Origin of the sequence: Campylobacter sputorum (assembly GCF_002220775.1) — a bacterium.
GTDB lineage: Bacteria > Campylobacterota > Campylobacteria > Campylobacterales > Campylobacteraceae > Campylobacter_F > Campylobacter_F bovis.
Map to the genome: position 1 here is coordinate 1,598,943 of NZ_CP019685.1, position 19,589 is coordinate 1,618,531.

General features: G+C 28.9%; 20 protein-coding genes. 16 read left to right on the forward strand and 4 right to left on the reverse strand.

Features of this window, described 5'->3' with window-relative positions:
* Nucleotides 1-2 precede the first annotated feature (2 nt).
* The 3 genes from CSPB_RS08020 to selA form a co-directional block, all read right to left on the reverse strand.
* On the reverse strand, nucleotides 3-194 hold the full coding sequence (locus tag CSPB_RS08020; protein ID WP_033917245.1) for a twin-arginine translocation signal domain-containing protein: 192 nt from the start codon (nucleotides 192-194) through the stop codon (nucleotides 3-5).
* Nucleotides 195-379: 185 nt separating this feature from the next.
* Nucleotides 380-2,200, reverse strand: a complete 1,821-nt coding sequence (gene selB, locus CSPB_RS08025; RefSeq protein ID WP_089193833.1) for a selenocysteine-specific translation elongation factor — start codon at nucleotides 2,198-2,200, stop codon at nucleotides 380-382.
* Nucleotides 2,193-3,527, reverse strand: coding sequence for an L-seryl-tRNA(Sec) selenium transferase (gene selA, locus CSPB_RS08030; RefSeq protein ID WP_089193834.1), 1,335 nt, complete (start codon nucleotides 3,525-3,527; stop codon nucleotides 2,193-2,195). Before selA ends, selB begins: the two co-directional genes overlap by 8 nt.
* A gap of 123 nt (nucleotides 3,528-3,650) precedes the next feature.
* On the opposite strand from selA, the gene CSPB_RS08035 reads away from it, so the two are divergent.
* The 16 genes from CSPB_RS08035 to CSPB_RS08110 all read left to right on the forward strand — a co-directional run bounded on the left by CSPB_RS08035 (nucleotide 3,651) and on the right by CSPB_RS08110 (nucleotide 17,189).
* Complete coding sequence (locus tag CSPB_RS08035; protein WP_089193835.1) at nucleotides 3,651-5,312, forward strand: 4Fe-4S binding protein; 1,662 nt, start codon at nucleotides 3,651-3,653, stop codon at nucleotides 5,310-5,312.
* Nucleotides 5,309-5,971 carry a TorD/DmsD family molecular chaperone gene (locus tag CSPB_RS08040; protein WP_089193836.1) on the forward strand — a complete coding sequence of 221 codons (663 nt, stop codon included), beginning with the start codon at nucleotides 5,309-5,311 and terminating at the stop codon, nucleotides 5,969-5,971. The genes CSPB_RS08035 and CSPB_RS08040 overlap by 4 nt, the downstream gene beginning before the upstream one ends.
* A gap of 230 nt (nucleotides 5,972-6,201) precedes the next feature.
* The gene (locus CSPB_RS08045) at nucleotides 6,202-6,426 is read left to right on the forward strand and encodes a FeoA family protein (RefSeq protein WP_033917240.1); all 225 of its coding nucleotides are present in this window, start codon (nucleotides 6,202-6,204) and stop codon (nucleotides 6,424-6,426) included.
* Nucleotides 6,423-8,948 (forward strand): ferrous iron transport protein B, encoded by a 2,526-nt coding sequence (gene feoB / locus CSPB_RS08050; protein ID WP_089193837.1) that lies wholly within the window; start codon nucleotides 6,423-6,425, stop codon nucleotides 8,946-8,948. Before CSPB_RS08045 ends, feoB begins: the two co-directional genes overlap by 4 nt.
* Nucleotides 8,945-9,244 carry a hypothetical protein gene (locus CSPB_RS08055; protein WP_089193838.1) on the forward strand — a complete coding sequence of 100 codons (300 nt, stop codon included), beginning with the start codon at nucleotides 8,945-8,947 and terminating at the stop codon, nucleotides 9,242-9,244. The genes feoB and CSPB_RS08055 overlap by 4 nt, the downstream gene beginning before the upstream one ends.
* 20 nt (nucleotides 9,245-9,264) lie before the next feature.
* Nucleotides 9,265-10,083, forward strand: a complete 819-nt coding sequence (locus CSPB_RS08060; RefSeq protein WP_089193839.1) for a DUF4198 domain-containing protein — start codon at nucleotides 9,265-9,267, stop codon at nucleotides 10,081-10,083.
* A 38-nt stretch (nucleotides 10,084-10,121) separates the two neighbouring features.
* Complete coding sequence (locus CSPB_RS08065) at nucleotides 10,122-10,253, forward strand: FeoB-associated Cys-rich membrane protein (RefSeq protein WP_089193840.1); 132 nt, start codon at nucleotides 10,122-10,124, stop codon at nucleotides 10,251-10,253.
* A 30-nt stretch (nucleotides 10,254-10,283) separates the two neighbouring features.
* Nucleotides 10,284-10,712, forward strand: coding sequence for a Fur family transcriptional regulator (locus CSPB_RS08070; RefSeq protein ID WP_161492202.1), 429 nt, complete (start codon nucleotides 10,284-10,286; stop codon nucleotides 10,710-10,712).
* A complete protein-coding gene (locus CSPB_RS08075) occupies nucleotides 10,700-12,802 on the forward strand; it encodes a heavy metal translocating P-type ATPase (RefSeq protein WP_089193842.1) in 2,103 nt (700 codons plus the stop codon). The genes CSPB_RS08070 and CSPB_RS08075 overlap by 13 nt, the downstream gene beginning before the upstream one ends.
* Before the next feature lie 76 nt (nucleotides 12,803-12,878).
* Nucleotides 12,879-13,217, forward strand: a complete 339-nt coding sequence (locus CSPB_RS08080; RefSeq protein WP_089193843.1) for an HMA2 domain-containing protein — start codon at nucleotides 12,879-12,881, stop codon at nucleotides 13,215-13,217.
* On the forward strand, nucleotides 13,214-13,819 hold the full coding sequence (locus CSPB_RS08085; protein WP_089193844.1) for a hypothetical protein: 606 nt from the start codon (nucleotides 13,214-13,216) through the stop codon (nucleotides 13,817-13,819). The genes CSPB_RS08080 and CSPB_RS08085 overlap by 4 nt, the downstream gene beginning before the upstream one ends.
* Nucleotides 13,820-13,830: 11 nt before the next feature.
* The gene (locus CSPB_RS08090) at nucleotides 13,831-14,172 is read left to right on the forward strand and encodes a hypothetical protein (protein WP_089193845.1); all 342 of its coding nucleotides are present in this window, start codon (nucleotides 13,831-13,833) and stop codon (nucleotides 14,170-14,172) included.
* Nucleotides 14,173-14,469 carry a hypothetical protein gene (locus CSPB_RS08095; RefSeq protein WP_089193846.1) on the forward strand — a complete coding sequence of 99 codons (297 nt, stop codon included), beginning with the start codon at nucleotides 14,173-14,175 and terminating at the stop codon, nucleotides 14,467-14,469. It begins immediately after the preceding gene.
* On the forward strand, nucleotides 14,470-14,814 hold the full coding sequence (locus tag CSPB_RS08100) for a hypothetical protein (protein ID WP_089193847.1): 345 nt from the start codon (nucleotides 14,470-14,472) through the stop codon (nucleotides 14,812-14,814).
* Nucleotides 14,792-16,861 (forward strand): heavy metal translocating P-type ATPase, encoded by a 2,070-nt coding sequence (locus CSPB_RS08105; RefSeq protein WP_404813368.1) that lies wholly within the window; start codon nucleotides 14,792-14,794, stop codon nucleotides 16,859-16,861. Before CSPB_RS08100 ends, CSPB_RS08105 begins: the two co-directional genes overlap by 23 nt.
* A gap of 88 nt (nucleotides 16,862-16,949) precedes the next feature.
* Complete coding sequence (locus CSPB_RS08110; RefSeq protein ID WP_227484176.1) at nucleotides 16,950-17,189, forward strand: hypothetical protein; 240 nt, start codon at nucleotides 16,950-16,952, stop codon at nucleotides 17,187-17,189.
* A gap of 6 nt (nucleotides 17,190-17,195) precedes the next feature.
* On the opposite strand, the gene CSPB_RS08115 is transcribed toward CSPB_RS08110, so the two are convergent.
* The gene (locus CSPB_RS08115) at nucleotides 17,196-19,574 is read right to left on the reverse strand and encodes a DUF7494 domain-containing protein (RefSeq protein ID WP_089193849.1); all 2,379 of its coding nucleotides are present in this window, start codon (nucleotides 19,572-19,574) and stop codon (nucleotides 17,196-17,198) included.
* Between the last annotated feature and the right edge of the window lie 15 nt (nucleotides 19,575-19,589).

Here is a 19,589-nt window from a genome sequence, read left to right on the forward strand (position 1 = left end):
CCTTAATAAGCTACTTTATAAAATTTATCCCAAGCTTCACTTTTCCAGTAAAGCACCTCTGAATGTTTGCCTTTTGAGTTGCTTATCTTTGAAACAGGCACTGCATTTGCAGCTGTTACAGCAGCTACTACTGCACCAACTCCAGCACTAGCTTTAGCGACTTTTTTCAAAAATTCTCTACGAGTTTCTTGCATGAACCCCTCCTAAAATTTGTCAAAAATGACATTTTAAAAATTAAATATGCAAAAATAGCATATTTTGTAACAAAAAAATAACAAAATGTGAAGTAAAACCTATACTCTAGCTATATGCTATTTTAGCATATTAATAAATATTATAGCTTTTGTTTTTATATTAGTTTATAAATTTAATATATACTTTATTTAAATTTTCTATCTATGCCGTCTTTTACGATATCATCAAATTTATCCAGATATTCTAAATATGCTATAGCATATTTTCTACTTAAATTTAATTTATCTTTTATTGAAGTAACATTTATAAAACCATCGATTTTTATCATTTCTCTCATTAAATTTAAAACATTACTTAAGGCAACTTGAGTTATAAAAAGATTGTGAGCAAGTCTTATTATCTTTTTACTTGCTGTTAGTTTTTTCATCGCATTATCCCCACTTACTCTATCTATCTCAAGTTCATCATATATATTGTATGGAGCTGATGGGGTAAAATTTTCAGACAATAAAATATCATAAATTTTACTGTCTAAACTCTCTAAAATCCCACCTAAATTTGCATTTTTATCTATAAAAAACGATCCATTTTTTGCAATTTTGTTATTTTCATAAAGTGAGTTTAAAACATAAAGGCATAAGCTCTCACTCGCCCAAGAAATTTTATTTGAGATACTTGATGCCGAAATTATGGCAAATTTATTTTTCGCAAATATATTTATAATTATCGTTGAAATCTCATTAAATGCCAACTTGTCATACACATTTAACTCTTTTTTATCAATAAAAGTATCTTTTAAATTTAGTGCGATTTCTAGTGCTTCTTCATGAGTTAGTGCAAAACGCTGATAAGATGAAATAAGCCCAAATCCATGCCTATGAAAGGTCTTTAGCAAAGAAAAAGCAAGTAAAAAATCATTTTCATATAATGCTTTTAATATAGGCATTTTTTGGGCTTTTTTCATAGGCTCACTTATAGAATTTAAAACTTTTCCGCCACCAATTACGCGATTATTTGACAAAAGAACAAAGCTTTCTTTAAATTTAAGACAAACTGGTTTGCTAAATTTAAATGTTACAAATTGTAATGTATTTATCTCTCCGCAAATTGTTGCTCTGGCATTTAGCTGCTTTGTCCCAACGCAAAATACTACATTTTGATTTTGAAAAATCTCGCCGTTTGTCATAACACAATCAACATCTCCAAAAGCTCTAAAAAAGCCTTTTTTACTAAGCATTTGACCTTTTGTGATATCTTTTGTATCACTGCTACTTAAATTTAAAGCTACTCTATTTGGCGAACTAGCGCTATCTACATCATTATCATGGATTTGAACACTTCTAACAATGTATTCTTTTTTTGTATCGTAGTTATAAACTTTTTCACCTTTTTTTATGCTTCCGCCTATCAAACTTCCTGTAACAACCTGTCCTATTCCTTTTAAACTAAAAGCTCTATCTATATAATAATGAAAAACCAAATCAGAAGCGTGCTCTTTTGGTTTTATCATAAAAAGATAATCTTTAAGCTCTGTTATGCTATTTTTATCTTTTATACTTGTTTCAAAAATTCGTAAAATTTCTAAATTTGAAAAACTTTTTAGATAGTTTTTTATCTTATTTTGCCTAGTATCTAAAATATCTTTTGAAACCAAATCGCATTTTGTGATAACTATAATTATGGATTTGACATCTAAAATGCTTAAAATTTGGATATGTTCTTTTGTTTGAGGCATTATTCCATCATCAGCTGCAATCACAACCATAGCAGCATCAAGTGAGTATGCTCCGCTTATCATAGTTTTTATAAGGCTTTCATGACCAGGAACATCTATAAAAGCTATATTTGTATCATTGTTTTTTAAATTTGAAAAACTAAGATCTATTGTTATACCGCGATTTTTTTCTTCTTGCAGTTTGTCGCCCTCAAAGCCATTTAGCTCTTTTATAAGTGCGGTTTTCCCGTGATCTATATGTCCTGCTGTGCCTATGATAATGCTATTCATCGCTAAAAACCTCTTTTATGATTTCTATAAGTTCATTTATATCGCTTTTTAAAACACTTCTTAAATCTAGCATAAATTTATCATCTTCTATTCTACCAATTACATTTTTATCTCTAAATTTACGCTCTAAATTTACAGCATTTCCATCTAATGCTACTGCAATGCTTGGTAATTTTTTATTTGGCATTGTGCCACCACCAACATATGTATTTGTTTTTGTGATACTAATATCTTTTAATCCAACTTTAGCAATGATAAATTCTGCAATTTCTACCAACTCATCTTCACTTCTATTTAGTAAATTTAAAGTAGGAATTTGATTATAAGAGTGATTTAAATACGCAAACATAGTTAAATTTAATATGCTAAGAGTTATTTTATCTACTCTTAACATACGCAAAAGCTGGTTTTTCTTTAGCTGATTTATGTATTTTTTCTTGCCTAGTATTATGCCACACTGCACACTTCCAAAAAGCTTATCGCCACTAAAACTTAATAAATCAACGCTATTTGCAATTTTATCCAAACTTGGCTCATCTTTGCTAAGACAATACGGCAATTCCCCAAGATATCCACTACCCAAGTCATAATAACTTGGCAAATTTCTATCTTTTGCAAGAGCTGAAATTTCTTGCAATGACGCACTTTTTGTAAAGCCAACTATATCGAAATTTGATCTATGGACTTTTAAAAGTAAACCTGTGTTTTCATTTATAGCGTTTTCGTAATCTTCTATTTTGGTTCTATTTGTTGTGCCAATTTCTTTTAAAATCGCCCCTGAGTTTAACATAACCTCAGGCACTCTAAAACTTCCACCAATTTCTACTAGCTCACCTCTGCTAACTATAACTTCTTTGTTTTTAGCAAGTGTATTTAAGACTAAAAATACAGCACTTGCGTTATTATTTACAACTAAAACATCTTCGCATCCAAATAGAATAGAAGCTAAATTTGATATAAAAGTATATCTCTCGCCTCTTTTTCCGTTTTGCAAATCATACTCAAGATTACTTGCGTGACAAATTGTATTTTTTACACTATCAAAAATTTCTTCTGATATCAAACTTCTACCTAAATTTGTATGAACCACAACGCCTGTTGCATTTATAACCTTTTGAAGTTTTTGCCTATTAAATTTATCATATTTTTTTGAAATCATTTCAAATATATCATCTTGGGATAAATTTAAATCCTTTTTGTCTTGCAATTTTTGTCTAATGGACGCAATCTCATTTTTTGCAATATATGCTAAAATCGGCTTTACATAATCTTTAAATTTATCATCATTTATGATTTTGTCAATCTGAGGAATGTCTCTAAAATGCATTGTTTCTCCTTAGCTTTTTGTCTAGCTAACAAAGTGATTATACCAAATTATGCATTATATATTTTTTAAGTTTAATTTTATGAGTTTATATTAAAATTATCCACAAAATCAAAAGGAATACAAGTGATAGAATTTGGTTATTACAATAAAAATAGCGAAAAACCAGTGCTTAAAGATAATATTAAGTTTATTACAGATGAAAACGAAGAGATATTTATATCAAATAAAAATTTACAAAACGCAAAAATCATAGCAAAAGAAATAGATTTTTATTTAAACAATAGTTTAGAAGATACAATTACTAAAGCAGAAAATGTGAGTTTGCTATATGAAGCAAGAGCGACCTGTTTTGATTTATCAAAAGATATAATGCACTCAAAAGAAATTGGGAAAAATATCATTATAATAAGCGATAATGACAAAAGTAGCTTAAAAGAAAATTTAGAAAAAAATGATTTTAAAGTTATAACTTTAAGGCACGATGAAATAAAATTTCTTTATGGACAAGTTGGAGAAATTTATGTAAATATAATCACAAATAACGATGAATACGAGATAAATTGCGATATCTTGCTTATAGAAAATGCAAAAGAATATATGCTAAAACAAAGCGGTTGTTATGAAATATCAACATTAAAAAACTCTGAAATTTTAAATCTTGTAAAATCGCTTTCGCCACTAACAAATTATAGAAACTTTATAACTTATGATGAAAAAATATGCCAATATCACGAAAGAAGACATGAGATATGCGGCAAATGTGCCGATATTTGTCCAACAGTAGCGATACTAAAAGATGATGAAAAAAAACAACTTATGTTTTCACATATTGATTGTATAGGCTGTGGCAAATGTGTAGGAATTTGTCCGACTTCTGCAATTGATTTTAGCATTATGCCACGAAATTCTTTTAATGAAATTACAAATTTATATAAAGATAAAATCATACTTGTAGTAAATAAAAATACAAATTTTGATATCAAAATAGATCTTAAGCCAAATGTTTTGCCGTTTTATGTTGATAATATAGAATTTTTAGATCACGTGCATTTTATGACTATGCTTACTCAAAGTGGCTGCAATATCGTATTATACAATGATAAATTTAGTGAAATCACTATAGATAATATAAATTTAATAAATCAAATTTATGAGATTAAATTTAAAACAAAAGGTATATACATAGCACAAAATGAAAATGAGCTAAAAAATGCTCTAAATAATGCAAATTTAGTGCCAAATAGTTACTTTTCATATCCATTTTTAGAAGGAAATAAAAGAGCAGATTTTTCAAAAAGATTAGAGTTTTTAATCGCGAGAGATGATCTTGGTGTTGTAAAAACCACACAAAAGTTAAGATACGCAAAAATTAGAATAAACGAAGAAACTTGTACTCTTTGTTTAAGTTGCGTTGGTGCTTGTAATGTGGATGCATTGGTTGCTGATACAAAAGATAACTCTATTAAATTTAACCCTTCGCTTTGTACAGCTTGTGGCTATTGCACTATGCGCTGTGCAGAAAAAGATACTATTTTTATAGATAGAGGAGAGATTGAGTTAAATCCAAGTTTTTATAGCTACACTACACTTGCAAAAGATGAACTCTTTAAATGCGTGGAGTGTGGAAAAGAATTTGCAACCACAAAAGCAGTTCAAAAAGTGGCAAATATGATGGCGCCAATGTTTAAAGGCGATGAGTTTAAGACTAAAATGCTGTATTGCTGTCCTGATTGCAAGGCAAAACTTACAGTAATGAAACAATTTGAAGAAAGTAGGAAAATATGAAAGATATTTTAAAAGCTAGATCGTATTACTATGAATTTGCTTCATCAGCACTCTTTTTTAGCGAAAAAGAAAGTTTGTTTAAAAATATGCAAGAAAAAATAAAAGAACTTTCTAAATTTCCAATCACAGATGAAAATAAAACTGATTTTGATGTGATGGCTAAATTTGATTTTTCTAAATTTAAAGATGAACAAAACGCTCTATTTTTTAATCTCTCTTACTCAAATATTCCAACTACAGCTAGTTTTTATGATGAGGGTAGAGACAATGGAAAAGCTAGACTTGATGTTATAAATATTATCAAAAAAAGTTCTTATAGAAGAGATGAAGAAAAATGCGAAGAAGGCGAGGATTTTATAGGCTTTATCTTTGGCTTGATGGCTACATTTTTAAAAGATGAGGCAAATGAAAACAAACAAGAATTAAGCAGTGAACTTTTTAAAACTTCTATAAATAACTTTATAGATGAGTTTTTAGATATGTTAGAAAAATCAAAATACGCAGTTTTTTTCAAAGCTTATGCCAGTGTGATGAGAAATTTTATATCCTTAGAAAGATCGCTTTTAGAAGTGCAAGAGCCGCCAAAAAAAGTATCACAAGCAGAAATTTCATTAAAAAAACAATCTTATATGGCTGAAATTATAAACAATGAGGATTGATAAATTTACATTTTATAAACTTTAAAAAATAAATTTATCTACATATAATTTATATATAGCTTTCTACCATAATAAATTTATTTCATAGCTACAAGTAAATATAAATTATTTTTTAAATAATAAATAAATATTTTTGGTAATTTTAAGCTTTATTGAGTTACAATATGCTAATTTTTTACATAATGATTATAGATATCAATTTTATTATATAACTATAAAAAGGATGGGTTGTGGAACTTGATTATTGTAAAAGTGGTGGTTTGTATAAAATAAAAAATGTTAATGCTAATGGGAAACTTTTTTATAAACTACTTGATATGGGCTTTATAAATGGTGCTAAAGTAGAAATAATTAGAGAAGCCCCGCTTTATGATCCAATGGAACTTAAAATTCATAACTACCTAATCACTCTTAGAAAAAGCGAAGCAAGATTAATTGAGGTTGAAAAAATATGAGTGAAATTCAAAGCTCTTTAAATGAAGTAAAAAAATCTAATAAAAAAAATGTTAAAATTGCATTAGCTGGGCAACCAAACTGCGGAAAATCAACAATTTTTAGCATGCTTAGTGGTATTCGCCAACACATTGCAAACTATCCAGGTGTCACTGTGGATAAAAAATCAGGATTTTTTTCATATAAAGACCTTGAGATTGAGATGGTAGATCTTCCTGGGACTTATTCTTTTAGTTCTTATTCGCTTGAAGAAAGAGTGGCAAAAGAATTTATCTTAAAAGAAGATCCAGATATTATTTTAAATGTTATTGATGCTTCAAATTTAAAAAGAAATCTATATCTAACTTTTCAACTTTTAGAAATAGGCAAACCTGTTATTGTTATTTTAAATATGATAGATGTTGCTCAAAGAAGAGGCATTGAAGTAAATGCTACAAAAATTTCAGATATGCTAAAATGCCCTGTTGTTGTTGCAAGTGGTTTTAAAAAAATCGGAAAAAACGAAATTTTAAAAGCTATTGATGAGGTTTATAATAAATTTTATAGCTACGAAGAATTTATAATCAATTATGAAGAATTAGAGCCTTTTATTGCAAAATTAGAAAGTATGATTGATAATGATTATAATATAAAAAATAGATGGTTAGCTATAAAAGCACTTGAAAATGATAGTGTTATTTATGATTTATTAAAAGATAAAAATGAAAGCTTTGAAGAGTTAGCAAAAAAAGAAATAGGGCTTTTTAAAAAAACATTTAATAAAAATACAGAAAATTTTCTAGCTACTTTTAGATACGATTCAGCCGATATTGTAAACTCAAACTGCACAAAAGAGACTAAAAAAGGAAAGGAAACTTTTACTGATAAAGTCGATAAAATAGTCTTAAATAGATGGCTGTCTTTTCCTATTTTGTTTTTAATAATAGTTGGAATTTATCAACTCTCAATAGTTTTTGGCTATCATTTAACAAATTACACATGGCCACTTTTAGCAGCTTTAAAGAATTTCATAGTAGACATTTTACCGGCTACAAATATAACTCAAGTTCCAGTTTTTACAGATCTTGGTGTTTGGCTTATAAATAGCATAAACGCCCTGCTTAATTACTTGCCTATATTTTTTATTTTATTTGCTCTAATAGCAATTTTAGAAGATGTTGGATATATGCCTAGAATGGCTTTTATTTTAGATAGAGTTTTTAGAAAATTTGGACTTCACGGACAAAGCACACTGCCATTAGTTTTAGGTGGTGCGTTTGTAGGAGGATGTGCGGTTCCTGGCGTTATGGCTACAAAAGGAATTGCGGATGAAAGAGCTAGAATGGCTACTATTTTTACAGTCCCACTTATGAATTGCCTTGCAAAAGTACCATTTTATACACTGCTTTTAGGAGCGTTTTTTAAAGAGCATATGAGCCTAGTTATGTTTTATATATCAACTATTACGATTTTTACAGCTCTTATAATTGCAAAAGTTTTAACTATGACACTTCTTAAAACAAGAGAGACTGCCCCATTTGTGATGGAGCTACCAGCTTATCATATGCCTACATTTAAAGGCGTTATTTTTAGAGCTTGTGAGAGAGTTTGGATTTATATCAAAAAAGTTTGCACCATTGTTTTAGCTGTTGCGATAGTGCTTTTTGTATTGCTACAATTTCCAGGAATCGGCAGTGAAAAAATGAGCGAATTCAAAGCACAAGAAGATAAAATTTTAGCTACTTTTGATACAAAAGTTAAAAAAACTAAATATTATGAGAATATTAATTCAAGAGATGAAGTTGCAACTCTTTTAAATTTTTACGACTCATATAAAGATAAAAAAATGGCTGGAAGCAAGGGTGTGGATGAAGATTTTAAAAAAGAAAACGAGCTGTTTTACTCTATTATAAAACCATCAAGCGATGATAAAGATGCAAAACTCATAAATAAAGAGTTAAGAAAACTCTCAAAAGGTAGAGATAAAATTTTAAGAGAAGAAAAAAATATCCGCATAGAAAACTCACTTCTTGGTATGGCAGGAAGAGCTTTAGAGCCTATTAGTAAATTTGCTGGATTTGACTGGAAAATAAATGTTGCATTCTTAAGTTCATTTGCAGCAAGAGAGAGTGCTGTAGCAACACTAGGAAGTATCTACGAAACAGGAAAACAAGACAATGCAAGAGCGGAGGATATGATGGCTCAAAATAGTGGCTACACACCACTTCATGCCGCAGCTATAATCATCTTTATGCTCTTAACCCCACCTTGCATTGCCACAATGGTAGTTGTAAAGCTTCAAACAAATAGCTATAAATGGATGCTTTTGGCACTTTTTATTCCATTTACATTAGCTATGATAATGGCAGCATTCGTATTTAGCATAGGCAATGCTTTAAATTTAAGTGGTCTAGTGGCTATGAGCGGTTATTATGTGTGTATAGTTTTAATAGCGTTAATTTTAGGATTAGTCCCAGAAAAACGCATAAATTGGCAAGGTGGGTTAAAAATTAATAATAAATCAAATTTAAAGGAGAAAAAATGAAAAAAATTCTATTAGTTTTGGCATTTGCCATTAGTTCGATGTTTGCACATACTGCACTTATGAGTTGCTTTGATAATGGAGATGGCTCAATTACTTGCGAGGGTGGATTTAGTGATGGAAGCACTGCAAAAGGCGTCAAATTTCATCTAATACAAGGAGGAAAAAGCGTTTTAGAAGAAACTTTCAATGAAGATAGTGAAGTTACTTTCAAAAAACCAAATGGTGATTTTGAAGTTCAGCTTGATGCAGGAGAAGGACATAAAATAACTATAAAAAGTAAAGATATAGCAAAATAAATTTAAAAAAAGGACATTAAATGAGAAAGATTATTATTTCAACAATCACAGCGGCGGCTTTAGCTAGTTCAGCTTTTGCACATTTTCAAATGATTTATACGCCAGAAAGTGCATTAAAAAAACCAGATAACATTCCATTAAAAATAGTATTTAATCACCCTTTTGCTGATGAGCATACTATGGATATGGGATTAAATGCTAAAGGTGAAATTAAACCAGTTGAAGATTTTTTTGTAATAAATAAAGAGAAAAAAACAGATCTTAAAAAAGATCTTAAAAATATAGCTTTTAAAGGTAATTCAAACTCAGGCAAAGGCTATGAGACTGAATATAAAGCAAAAAAAATGGGCGATCATGTATTTGTTTTAACTCCAGCACCTTATTATGAAAAAAATGAAGATGCCTATATTCAACAAATAACAAAAATGATAGTAAATGTTGCTGGTGCACCAACTGATTGGGATGCTGAACTTGGCTTAAAAGCTGAAATTGTTCCACTTACAAAACCTTATTCTATATGGGCAGGAAGCACATTTTCAGGAATTGTAAAAGGAAATGGCAAACCAGTTCCATTTGCAGAAATTGAAGTTGAGTATTTAAACTACGATGTTGATATTAAGAAAAACGAAATGGGTAAAAAAGCTCACATTACTGCACCTCAAGATAGTTTTGTAACACTTACTATAAAAGCAGATCAAGATGGAAAATTTACATTTGGAATTCCAAAAGCTGGATGGTGGGGATTTGCAGCACTTGGAGTTGGTCCAGATAATAAACATGATGGCAAAGAGTTAAGTCAAGACGCTGTTATTTGGATTCAAGCAAAAGATATGAAATAATTTGGGGCATTTGCCCCTTTTTTAAAAAAGGATATATTATGCAAATTTATGAAGCTATTATTTTAATAGCATTAGCTGCTCTTGCTGGTTTTTTTATATATAAAACAACATTCAAAACAGGTGGTTGCGGTTGCGGTAAAAAAGATTGTTGCTCTAAGAAAAAACATTGATTGTAATTTTGTAATAAATTCGGAGGTATGATGTGTAATGAAGCAGTATTTAACAATTTTTTGAATATAATTTTAAGCAAAAAAGCTAAAAATTCAATTCCAAGGAAAGAAATTCTAAAAATACTTTTTTACAACAAGCATATAAGCATAAATGAAATTCAAAGAATATACAAAAATACGCACAAAAAACAAGTAAGTATAAGCACTATTTACAACACACTAAATTTATTAAAAAAATACAATCTACTAACCATAATAAAATCTAAAAATTCCACTAAATATGAGATGAATATACATCTAAACCACGATCATTTAATTTGCAAAAAATGTGGAAAAATAATTGAGTTTAAAGATGAAATTTTACAAAATTTACAAAAAGAAATCTCAAAAAAATATGATTTTATCATACAAGGACATATTTTATCACTAGAAGGAATTTGTGAGAAATGCAAGAAATAGCCATAAAATCGAACATAAAAAATAGAACTAGACTTAAATCACATCTTTTTACATTGCAAAATTTTGAGCTGATAAAAGAAGTTTTAAATTTAAAAATAATTTCAATAAGACTAAATGAAATTTGTAAAAGCATTATCATAATTTATGACAATAAAAAAATCACATTTGAAGAAATCCTTAAACTTATACAAAAAAGTTTGAATTTACCAAAAAAAGAGCTATCAAGCAAACAAAATTACTGCACAAAAGCTTGTAATCCATGCCATTTAGTTTCAACTACAAAAACTTTTAAACAAAGAATCAAACAATTTGCTTTTTTAAGCGGCGTAGCAGCATTTGTTTTTATAAAAGAACACATATTGCTTACTGCATTTTCGCCTCTAAGTGCACTTGCCTTAGTAGGACTTAGTTTATATATGGCAAAGCCACTTTTAAATGAGGCATTAAATGATATAAAAAACAGAAATTTTAGCCTAGAAAGCTTTATGGCTTTTTCACTTATTTTAGCAATTTTTGGTGGCGAAATTGGCGCAGCATTTGAAGTAATTTATATTTTAACAGGATCTCGTCTTTTTGAGGAATACACAGCAAACCTGTCTCGTGTAGAGATAAGAAATTTAATCAAGATGGATGTTAATAAACTCTATGTTTTAAGAGAAGATATTGAAGTTGAGATTGATTTAAAAGACGCAAAAAATGGCGATATAGCAGTTTTTGTAAGTGGAGAGAAAATTTGTGTTGATGGAGTTATAGTAAAAGGCGAAGCTTTGATAAATGAAGCTTTGATAAATGGAAGAAGCGAAAGTGTGCTAAAAAAACAAGGAAACAATGTTTTTGCAAATACAAATGTTGAAAATGGTAGAGTGTTTGTAAAAATCAAAGCCCTAGGCAATGAAACTTATATTGCAAGAGTAATTAATGAAGTTGAAAAATCCCTGAGCCTAAAATCAAAAAGTGAAGTAACTGCTGATCTGCTTGCAAAAAAAGTCTTAAAAATAGGTTCATTTATGACACTTAGCACACTTTTATTAACAGCATCTTTTACAAATGTTTTTAGCGTGATGATTATTATGAGTTGTCCCTGTGCTACTATCTTAGCAGCTAGTTCAGCCATTAGCTCAGCAATAGCAAGTGCTGCAAGAAATAATATTTTGATAAAAGGCGGAGAGTATTTAGAAAATTTTAGCCGTTCAAATGTGTTTTGTTTTGATAAAACCGGAACTCTTACTACAGGAATTCCAGTAGTTGCCTCATATCAAACTAATATAAATGAATATGAATTTTTTCAAACTTTAGCAAATTTAGAGTATAAAAATACTCATCCAGTAGCAAAAGCAATTATAAATTTTTGCAAAGAAAAAAACATTAAACCAAATACAAAAAATATAACAAAAAACGAAATAGGTTTAGGCGTAAGTGGGGAATTTGAAGGAAATTTATATCTGCTTGGAAATTTGAAATTTATGAAAAACAACTCAGTTATAATAAATACAAAAGAAAATAAAGCTTTTACAAATATATATTTAGCTAAAAATGGAAATTTTATCGGATTTTTAAGCCTTAGCCACGAAGTTAGAGAAGGCACAAAAGAGATGCTAAAAGAACTCAAAAATAGAGGTGTTAAAAAGTTAGTTTTACTAACAGGCGATGATGAGCTAGTTTCTAAAGAATTTGCAAAAGATCTGAATTTTGATGAAGTTTACTATGATTTAATGCCAGATGAAAAAGCAAAAATCATTGAAAATTTAACCAAAAAAGACAGTGTTGTAATGATAGGAGATGGCGTAAATGACACACTTGCTATGAGTAAAGCAAATGTTAGTGTTTCTTTTGCAAGTGGCGGGAGCAAAGCGGCTGTTGAAGTTTCAAACATAGCTATAACAAACTCTAATCCAAAAGATATTATAAAACTTTATGATTTAAGTAAATTTGCTCTAAAAGTTGCAAATCAAAATTACAAAATAGGCACATCTACAAATATTTTTGGTTCTATTTTAGCAATGTTTGGTTTAATTAATCCAGCTGGTGCTGGATTAATTCATATAGCTCATACATCAGCCATAATTGCAAATTCAAACAGAGTTAGATAATAATGATTTTCAAATGAAATTAAGCTTATATTGATAATTAAATAAGCATAATTAATATTACAAAACAAGGAAAAGTATGATAACAAAAGATTTTTTAGTTAGTGTTTTATCTCATTGCAAGATAATACACCACACTCACGGGCGGTTAAGGCTTAGAATTTCAAGTAAGATAAAAGATGAGTTTGAAAATTTAGGCGATGAAAATTTAAAAAATATAAATTTAACTAAACTTGATGAAATGATAAAAAATATCAACGGTATAAAAAATGTTAAATTTAACCGAGTAATTGGCTCAATAACAATAGAATATGATAAAAAAGAGTTCGATAAAGATTTTTGGAATGACATTATAGAGTTTAAAAAAGTTGATAATTTTTTACTTAAAATAAATGAAAAAGCAAAGGAGTTGTTATGAATGAACTACAAACTGCACTAAATTATGAAAATCAAGGCATTTTACTATACACAGAAATTTATAACAATTTTAGATGTGAAATTTTTGCTCAAATTTTAGAAGTTAAAAAAGCTGGTTTTGTTTTATTAGAAAGCTTTAAAACAGACGAGGTTTTAGAAGAGTTTAAAACTCCTGATATTGATTCAAAAAAAGATGCGATATATACCGCACTAAGCTATGAAGAAAAAGCTGAAAAAATTTATGATGAACTTACAAATAGTGTAAATGATGAAAAACTAAAAGATCTATTTTTTAGGCTTTGGGCTACATCAGAAAATGAGTATAAAAAAGCACTTTTAAATGAAATACAAAATACTCAAAACAAACAAAGCGAAATTTTTAATTTTAAAAATTTAGAACAGATGGGCTTAAATTTAGATACAAAATCCATAAATGAACTAAATGAAATTTTAGCTAAATTTAAAGACGGTAAAGCATCAAAAGATGATATAAATGCATTTTTACAAAATCCGTATTTCTCATTTTTATCGGGTGTTATGCTTGGGGCAGTAGGTGGAATTTTGATAGATCAAATTCTCAAAGAAAACAAAAATTTAGAATAAAGGAGAAAATTATGGCACTTCCATTTATAGCTGGTTTAGCAGTTGGGTCATTAGCAGTAGTTGCATTTAACAACAAAGATAAAATAAAAGATAAGTTATTGCAAGGATATGAAAAAGGCAAAGAAGTAGCACAGGATTTAAAAGAGTGCGCAGAAAATAAACTAAAGTCATCAAAAGATAAGTGTTGTGATTGCGAGGATGAAAAAGATGAGAGTTGTGATTGCAAATGTCACAATGAAAATCAAAAAAATACTAGCCAAATAAAAAAATCTAGCACAAAAAATGGCAGTGCAACACTAGATTCAAAAAAACCATCATCAAGATCTAAAAAAACAACAAGCAAAGGAGAGTAGATGTTGGGTTTAAAAACATCAAATTCAAGACTTCCAGTTGATCATTTTATAAGTGGCGCACTTTTTGGAGGCATTACAGCTGGGGCTTTTGAACTTCAAAGCAAAAACAAAAACACCGCACAAATAGTAAAAAACACAACAAAATATGCTCTTGAAGGTGGAATTGCGACTTCACTTGCAATAAGTGCATCAAATAAAATTGTTCAAAAAAACTATTTAAAAGCTGGTTTTGATATAGCACTTGGCATTGGACTTCTAATAGCAATAGAAAGCGTATTTAAACAAAAGGAAATATAAATGATAAATCCATATATTCAAAAAACACAAACAAAGATAGAAGAAAAAATAGTAAATTCACAAAATGAATTAAAAAATAACACGCAAGAAAATATAAATCAAACAAATGCACAAAATAGTGGAATTTTAGGCTCAATTTTACCTGGAAATTTTAACTCTGCTAGCTTCTTTCAAGGTGCAATTATTGGGGCACTTGGGGCTTACCTTTTGACAAATGAGAAAGCACAACAAGCCTTATTTAAATCAGCTGTAAAAATAGGTAAATTTATCCAAGCTGGTAGCGAAGAGCTAAAAGAGAGATTTGAAGATGCAAAGGCAGAAATTGAAGCAGAAAATCAGCTTTAAAATCATCCATAAAAGCAAAAATAGAGTTAGATTTTTTTATCCTGATTTAAAAAATACTACAAACGAAAGAGCTTTGGAGAGTGAAATTTTAAAGCTAAATGGAGTTGATGAGGTTAGAGTAAATAAAATTACTAAAAGCGTTATTATAAAATTTAATGGTAATTTAGATGAAATTTTAAAGCAAATTTCAAAAATTAAACTAACTGCAGATCCCAAAAAAGCCATTAGCAAGAAAAATATTGCTATATCGGGCACTTCTTTTTTGCTAACTCCATTTTTAAAAAATACTAAAGGATTAGTTAGCATAGCTGCGGCTTTTCCTGTGCTAAAAGAAGGGATTTGTGAGCTTTTTAATGATGGTCTTACATCAAAAGTTTTAGAAGCTATGGCAGTTGGGATCTCACTTTCAAGAAAAGATTATTTAGCTGCAAATAGCACAAATTTCATGCTAAATATCGGTGAATATATAGAAGAAAGCACAGTTCATAAAAGCGATGATTTGATAAAAGAGTTAGCAAAACCTAGCATAACAGAAGCTTGGGTTGAAATAACAAAAAATAGTAAAAAAAGCTTAGAAAAAATCAGCGTAAATAATATAAAAAAAGGCGATATCGTTGTAGTTGGCTCAGGAGAGACCATAGCTATTGATGGATATATAATCGAAGGAAGTGCTAGCATAAATCAAGTTTCCATGACAGGAGAAGCTGGTTGTGTTAGAAAAGAACGAGGCGCAAGAGTTATGAGTGGAACCGTTGTTGAAGAAGGCAAGATTAAAATCTGGACCGAGCTTGCTGGCGAAGATACAAGCACTCAGAGAATCAAAAAATACATTCAAAATTCACTTAACGAAAAGTCTAATGTTGGACTAAAAGCAACAAAACTAGCTGATAAATTAGTGCCTTTAACTCTTAGCCTTGCTGGAATTTCTTATTTTTTAAATCGCAATATGATTAGCGTAGCATCTGTTTTACAAGCTGATTATTCGTGTGCATTAAAACTTCCCACTCCAGTTGCTTTTAAAAGCAGTATTTCCAAAGCTGGAAAAGCTGGAATTTTGATAAAAGGTGCTAAATCAATAGAAGCTTTAGCAGCTGCTGATGTTTTTGTATTTGATAAAACAGGAACTTTAACAGATGGGGTTTTAAAAGTTGAAGATGTAATTAGCTTTGATGAAAAATGGAATAAAGAAAAACTTTTAAATTTAACTGCAAGTGTAGAAGAGCATTATTTCCATCCTATAGCTGAAGCTGTAGTAAATGCTGCTAAAATTTCAGGTTTTAAACATATGCACCACGATGAAGTTGAGTTTATAGTAGCTCATGGAATAAAAACTCATTATAATCAAAAAGAAGTAATCATAGGCAGTAGGCATTTTTTAGAAGATGATGAAAAAATATCTTTCAAAGAAAATTCACTTAAGATTCAAAAAGCTCTAAAAAGTGGAAATGCTTTGCTTTATGTAGCTTATGATAAAAAACTTCTTGGCATTATCACACTAAAAGATGAGATTAGATCTAATGCAAAAACTACCATTAAAAAACTAAAAAGCCTTGGGGTAAAAGAGATAGTTATGCTAACAGGCGATGTTAAAGATAAAGCTAGCAGTGTGGCAGATGAACTAGGTATTGACACTGTTTATGCTGAACTTTTACCAACTCAAAAATCTCAAATTATAGAAAATTTGATAAAAGATGGAAAAAATGTTGCATTTTGTGGAGATGGTATAAATGATGCACCATCTTTAATAAAAGCAAATGTAGGTATAAGTATGCAAAAAGGTGCTGATATTGCAAAAGTTACAGCTGGTATTAGTTTATTAAAAGATGATATTTACTCAGTTGCAGTAGCAAAAGAACTAGCAAATAAAACTATGGAATTAATAGATAAAAACTTTAAAGCCACTGTTTTAATAAACTCAGCTATTTTATTTGGTGCAACAATTGGTCGTTTAAGTCCTGTGCTTACCGCAGCACTTCACAATGGCACAACTATAGGACTTTTGCTAAATTCAATAAAAGGCGTAAATTTTGAAAATAAATCAAAGTAAATTTAAAATTTATATCATTATTAAGGATTAAAAGTGCCATTTTTTATTCTTAATTCAGTTTTATTAGTAATTACAGGAGTTATGATATATGAAACAAGTTCAAACGCAAAGCAAAAATTTGCCAAAAAAAGAAAAAATAGCAAAAAAATCTCTTAGTCTAACAACTAAAAAAGAGATAGCAAAGCTTGGAATGGCAATATCAATGGGGCTTGTAGTTTTAAGTGCTTTTAATACAAGAAGTAAATTTGGTAAAAATTTACATATAGTTTCAGGTGCCGCACTCGTTGGTTTTTCTTATTACCATACAAAACTTTATAATCAAAATTAATCAATATTAATTTAAACTCTTGGATAGAATTTCTTTTTGAATTACACAAAGATCTTTCCAAGAGTTATTAAATATGCTATTTGCACACTCATCAACATATTTTTTAGCTTCATCATAATTTTTTATCTTTATACAAACCTCAGCAGTTTGATAAAGAGCCCTTAGTCTATCAGATGGCTCTAATCTCATAGAAAGAATCTCTCTTCCTGCATTTATGGCATTTTTATAATCCGATATTTTATTTAATGAACTTATATATAAAAAATTTATGCCAGGGCTAAATAGCGTTAAATTTAGTCTTTTTTGCATATCTATAGCTTTTTTAGAATATATTAAAACAACACTATCATTATCTTTTTTTGCTGCAAATTTTGCTATTTTATCATACATCTCTAAGAGCTTTGCATCATCTTTTGTAAGTTTTTCAAACTCATTTATAGTTTGTATAGCCTCATCAAAGCGATTAAGTTCTAAAAGTGATAAAAAACGGTAATAAAGACTAGGAGTTATGTCGCTATACTCTAAACTTGCAGCGACTGCTATCGTATCATTACTTGCATTTATAGCCTCATAATATCTACCAAGTTTATACAAAGATATGCTAACTCTTATAAGCCATTCAACTCTATCTTCTAAATTTTTAGTATTCATATGAGAATTCGCAAGGTTGTAAGCTTTATCGTATCTAGACATTTGTATCATACAATCAAAGAGTCTAAATTGATTATTTATCGAGTTTTGAATATCAAAATTTTCATTTAAATAAACTGTTTTTTCACAAGCACTTTTAACTAAGCTTTCATTTGCTAGTATCAAAGCAGTATTATTTAGTAAATTTGTTAAATTTGTATCATTAGCGTCTATGACTTTATTTTTGTAAAATAAAATTTCATCATATTTTTTATCTTTGGATAATAACTTTATTTGTTCTAATAAAGCCTTTTTGCCTATATCATTGCTTCCATATCTATCCATAAGCGTATCATAATAGCTACTTAACTTTGTTGTATTTGTTTCATTTATCTCAAAAAATAATTCATCAAGTGCTTCTTCTACATCTTTTATATAAGCGCCATCTTTAAACTCTTTTTCATATCTTTTAAGATATTCATAGGCTTTTTTTATCTCTCCTAAACGCATTAGAGATATTCCTAAATTTTTAAGAGCAATCTCGTAGTAATCATCACTTCGTTTTGAATTCTCTACATAAAGTTCATATAATTTTGAAGATATATCATATATTTTTTTATTAAAAAAATTCTGTGCAAATGAGGCTAATGTGTTTTTATCTTTTAAAAGATACTCTTTATTTGCATTAATTATCTTTAAAATATACTCTTTAGCGTCGTTAAATTTTGCTCTTTCTATGCTTATATCAGTAAGTTTAAAAGCAGCTTCACTTGCTACTTCCATATCATTTGAGCTATAAAGAACACTTTCTAGCATCTTTATAGCATCTTTACTCTTTCCTTCTTTATAGATTGCTCCAGCATAGTCTATTATGGCTAATTTTGTCCATTTTGAGTTAGTATGTTCTTTTACTAAAATATCAAGATTATAACTAGCATCTCCACCCATATCTAAAGCTAAATATGCTCTAAGAATAATACCTAAAACTTCTGGATAATTCTCATCAGATGGAAAACTTCGAATCCAATTTTTACCCATATTTACTATATCTATAAATTTAAAATTATCATAAACTTTTTGAGAAGATAATATTTTGTCTAATGCTCTAATTTTATATAACTCAAATTCACTTGTAAAAATGGAATTTGGATATATTTTAGAAGCATTTAATGTCTCATCAAAAACTCTCTCATATAATCCCATATCATATAATTTTTTTATATTTAAATAAAGCTCTATATCATCGCCATTTACGTATTGTATAGGCATTTTATTGATATCTAATGCACCAATTGATGGGTAAACCATATCATTATAAGTTATAGGGAAATTTATACCATTACTTACTTTTTCAAACTCTTTTAAAGTTGGATCTATGATAATAGAATAATGAGTTGATACACCAGTATCTTTTTTCTTTATCTCATTGTTTCCAAAAAGATTTTCATTTACATTTAGAAGTCTGGAGTTTTGTTTTGGATTTATGATAATTTCATAACCATTATTTGTTTTATTAAATTTTATATCAACCAAAGAAGTTATTTTATCATCAATATTAAAAATTTCTTTTGTAGATATATTGCATATATAAATTTTTTTATCTAGTTCCAAAAGTTTAGCTTCACAAGAAAAAGGAGTATCATTTTGTATGTGCAAAACATTATAACTACTTCCTTGCTCTTCTCCGCCATTTAAGATAACACTAAATGAAAATGCATAAACTGCTGTTAAAAATAGTAATATTATCTGTTTCATTTAGTAATTATATCA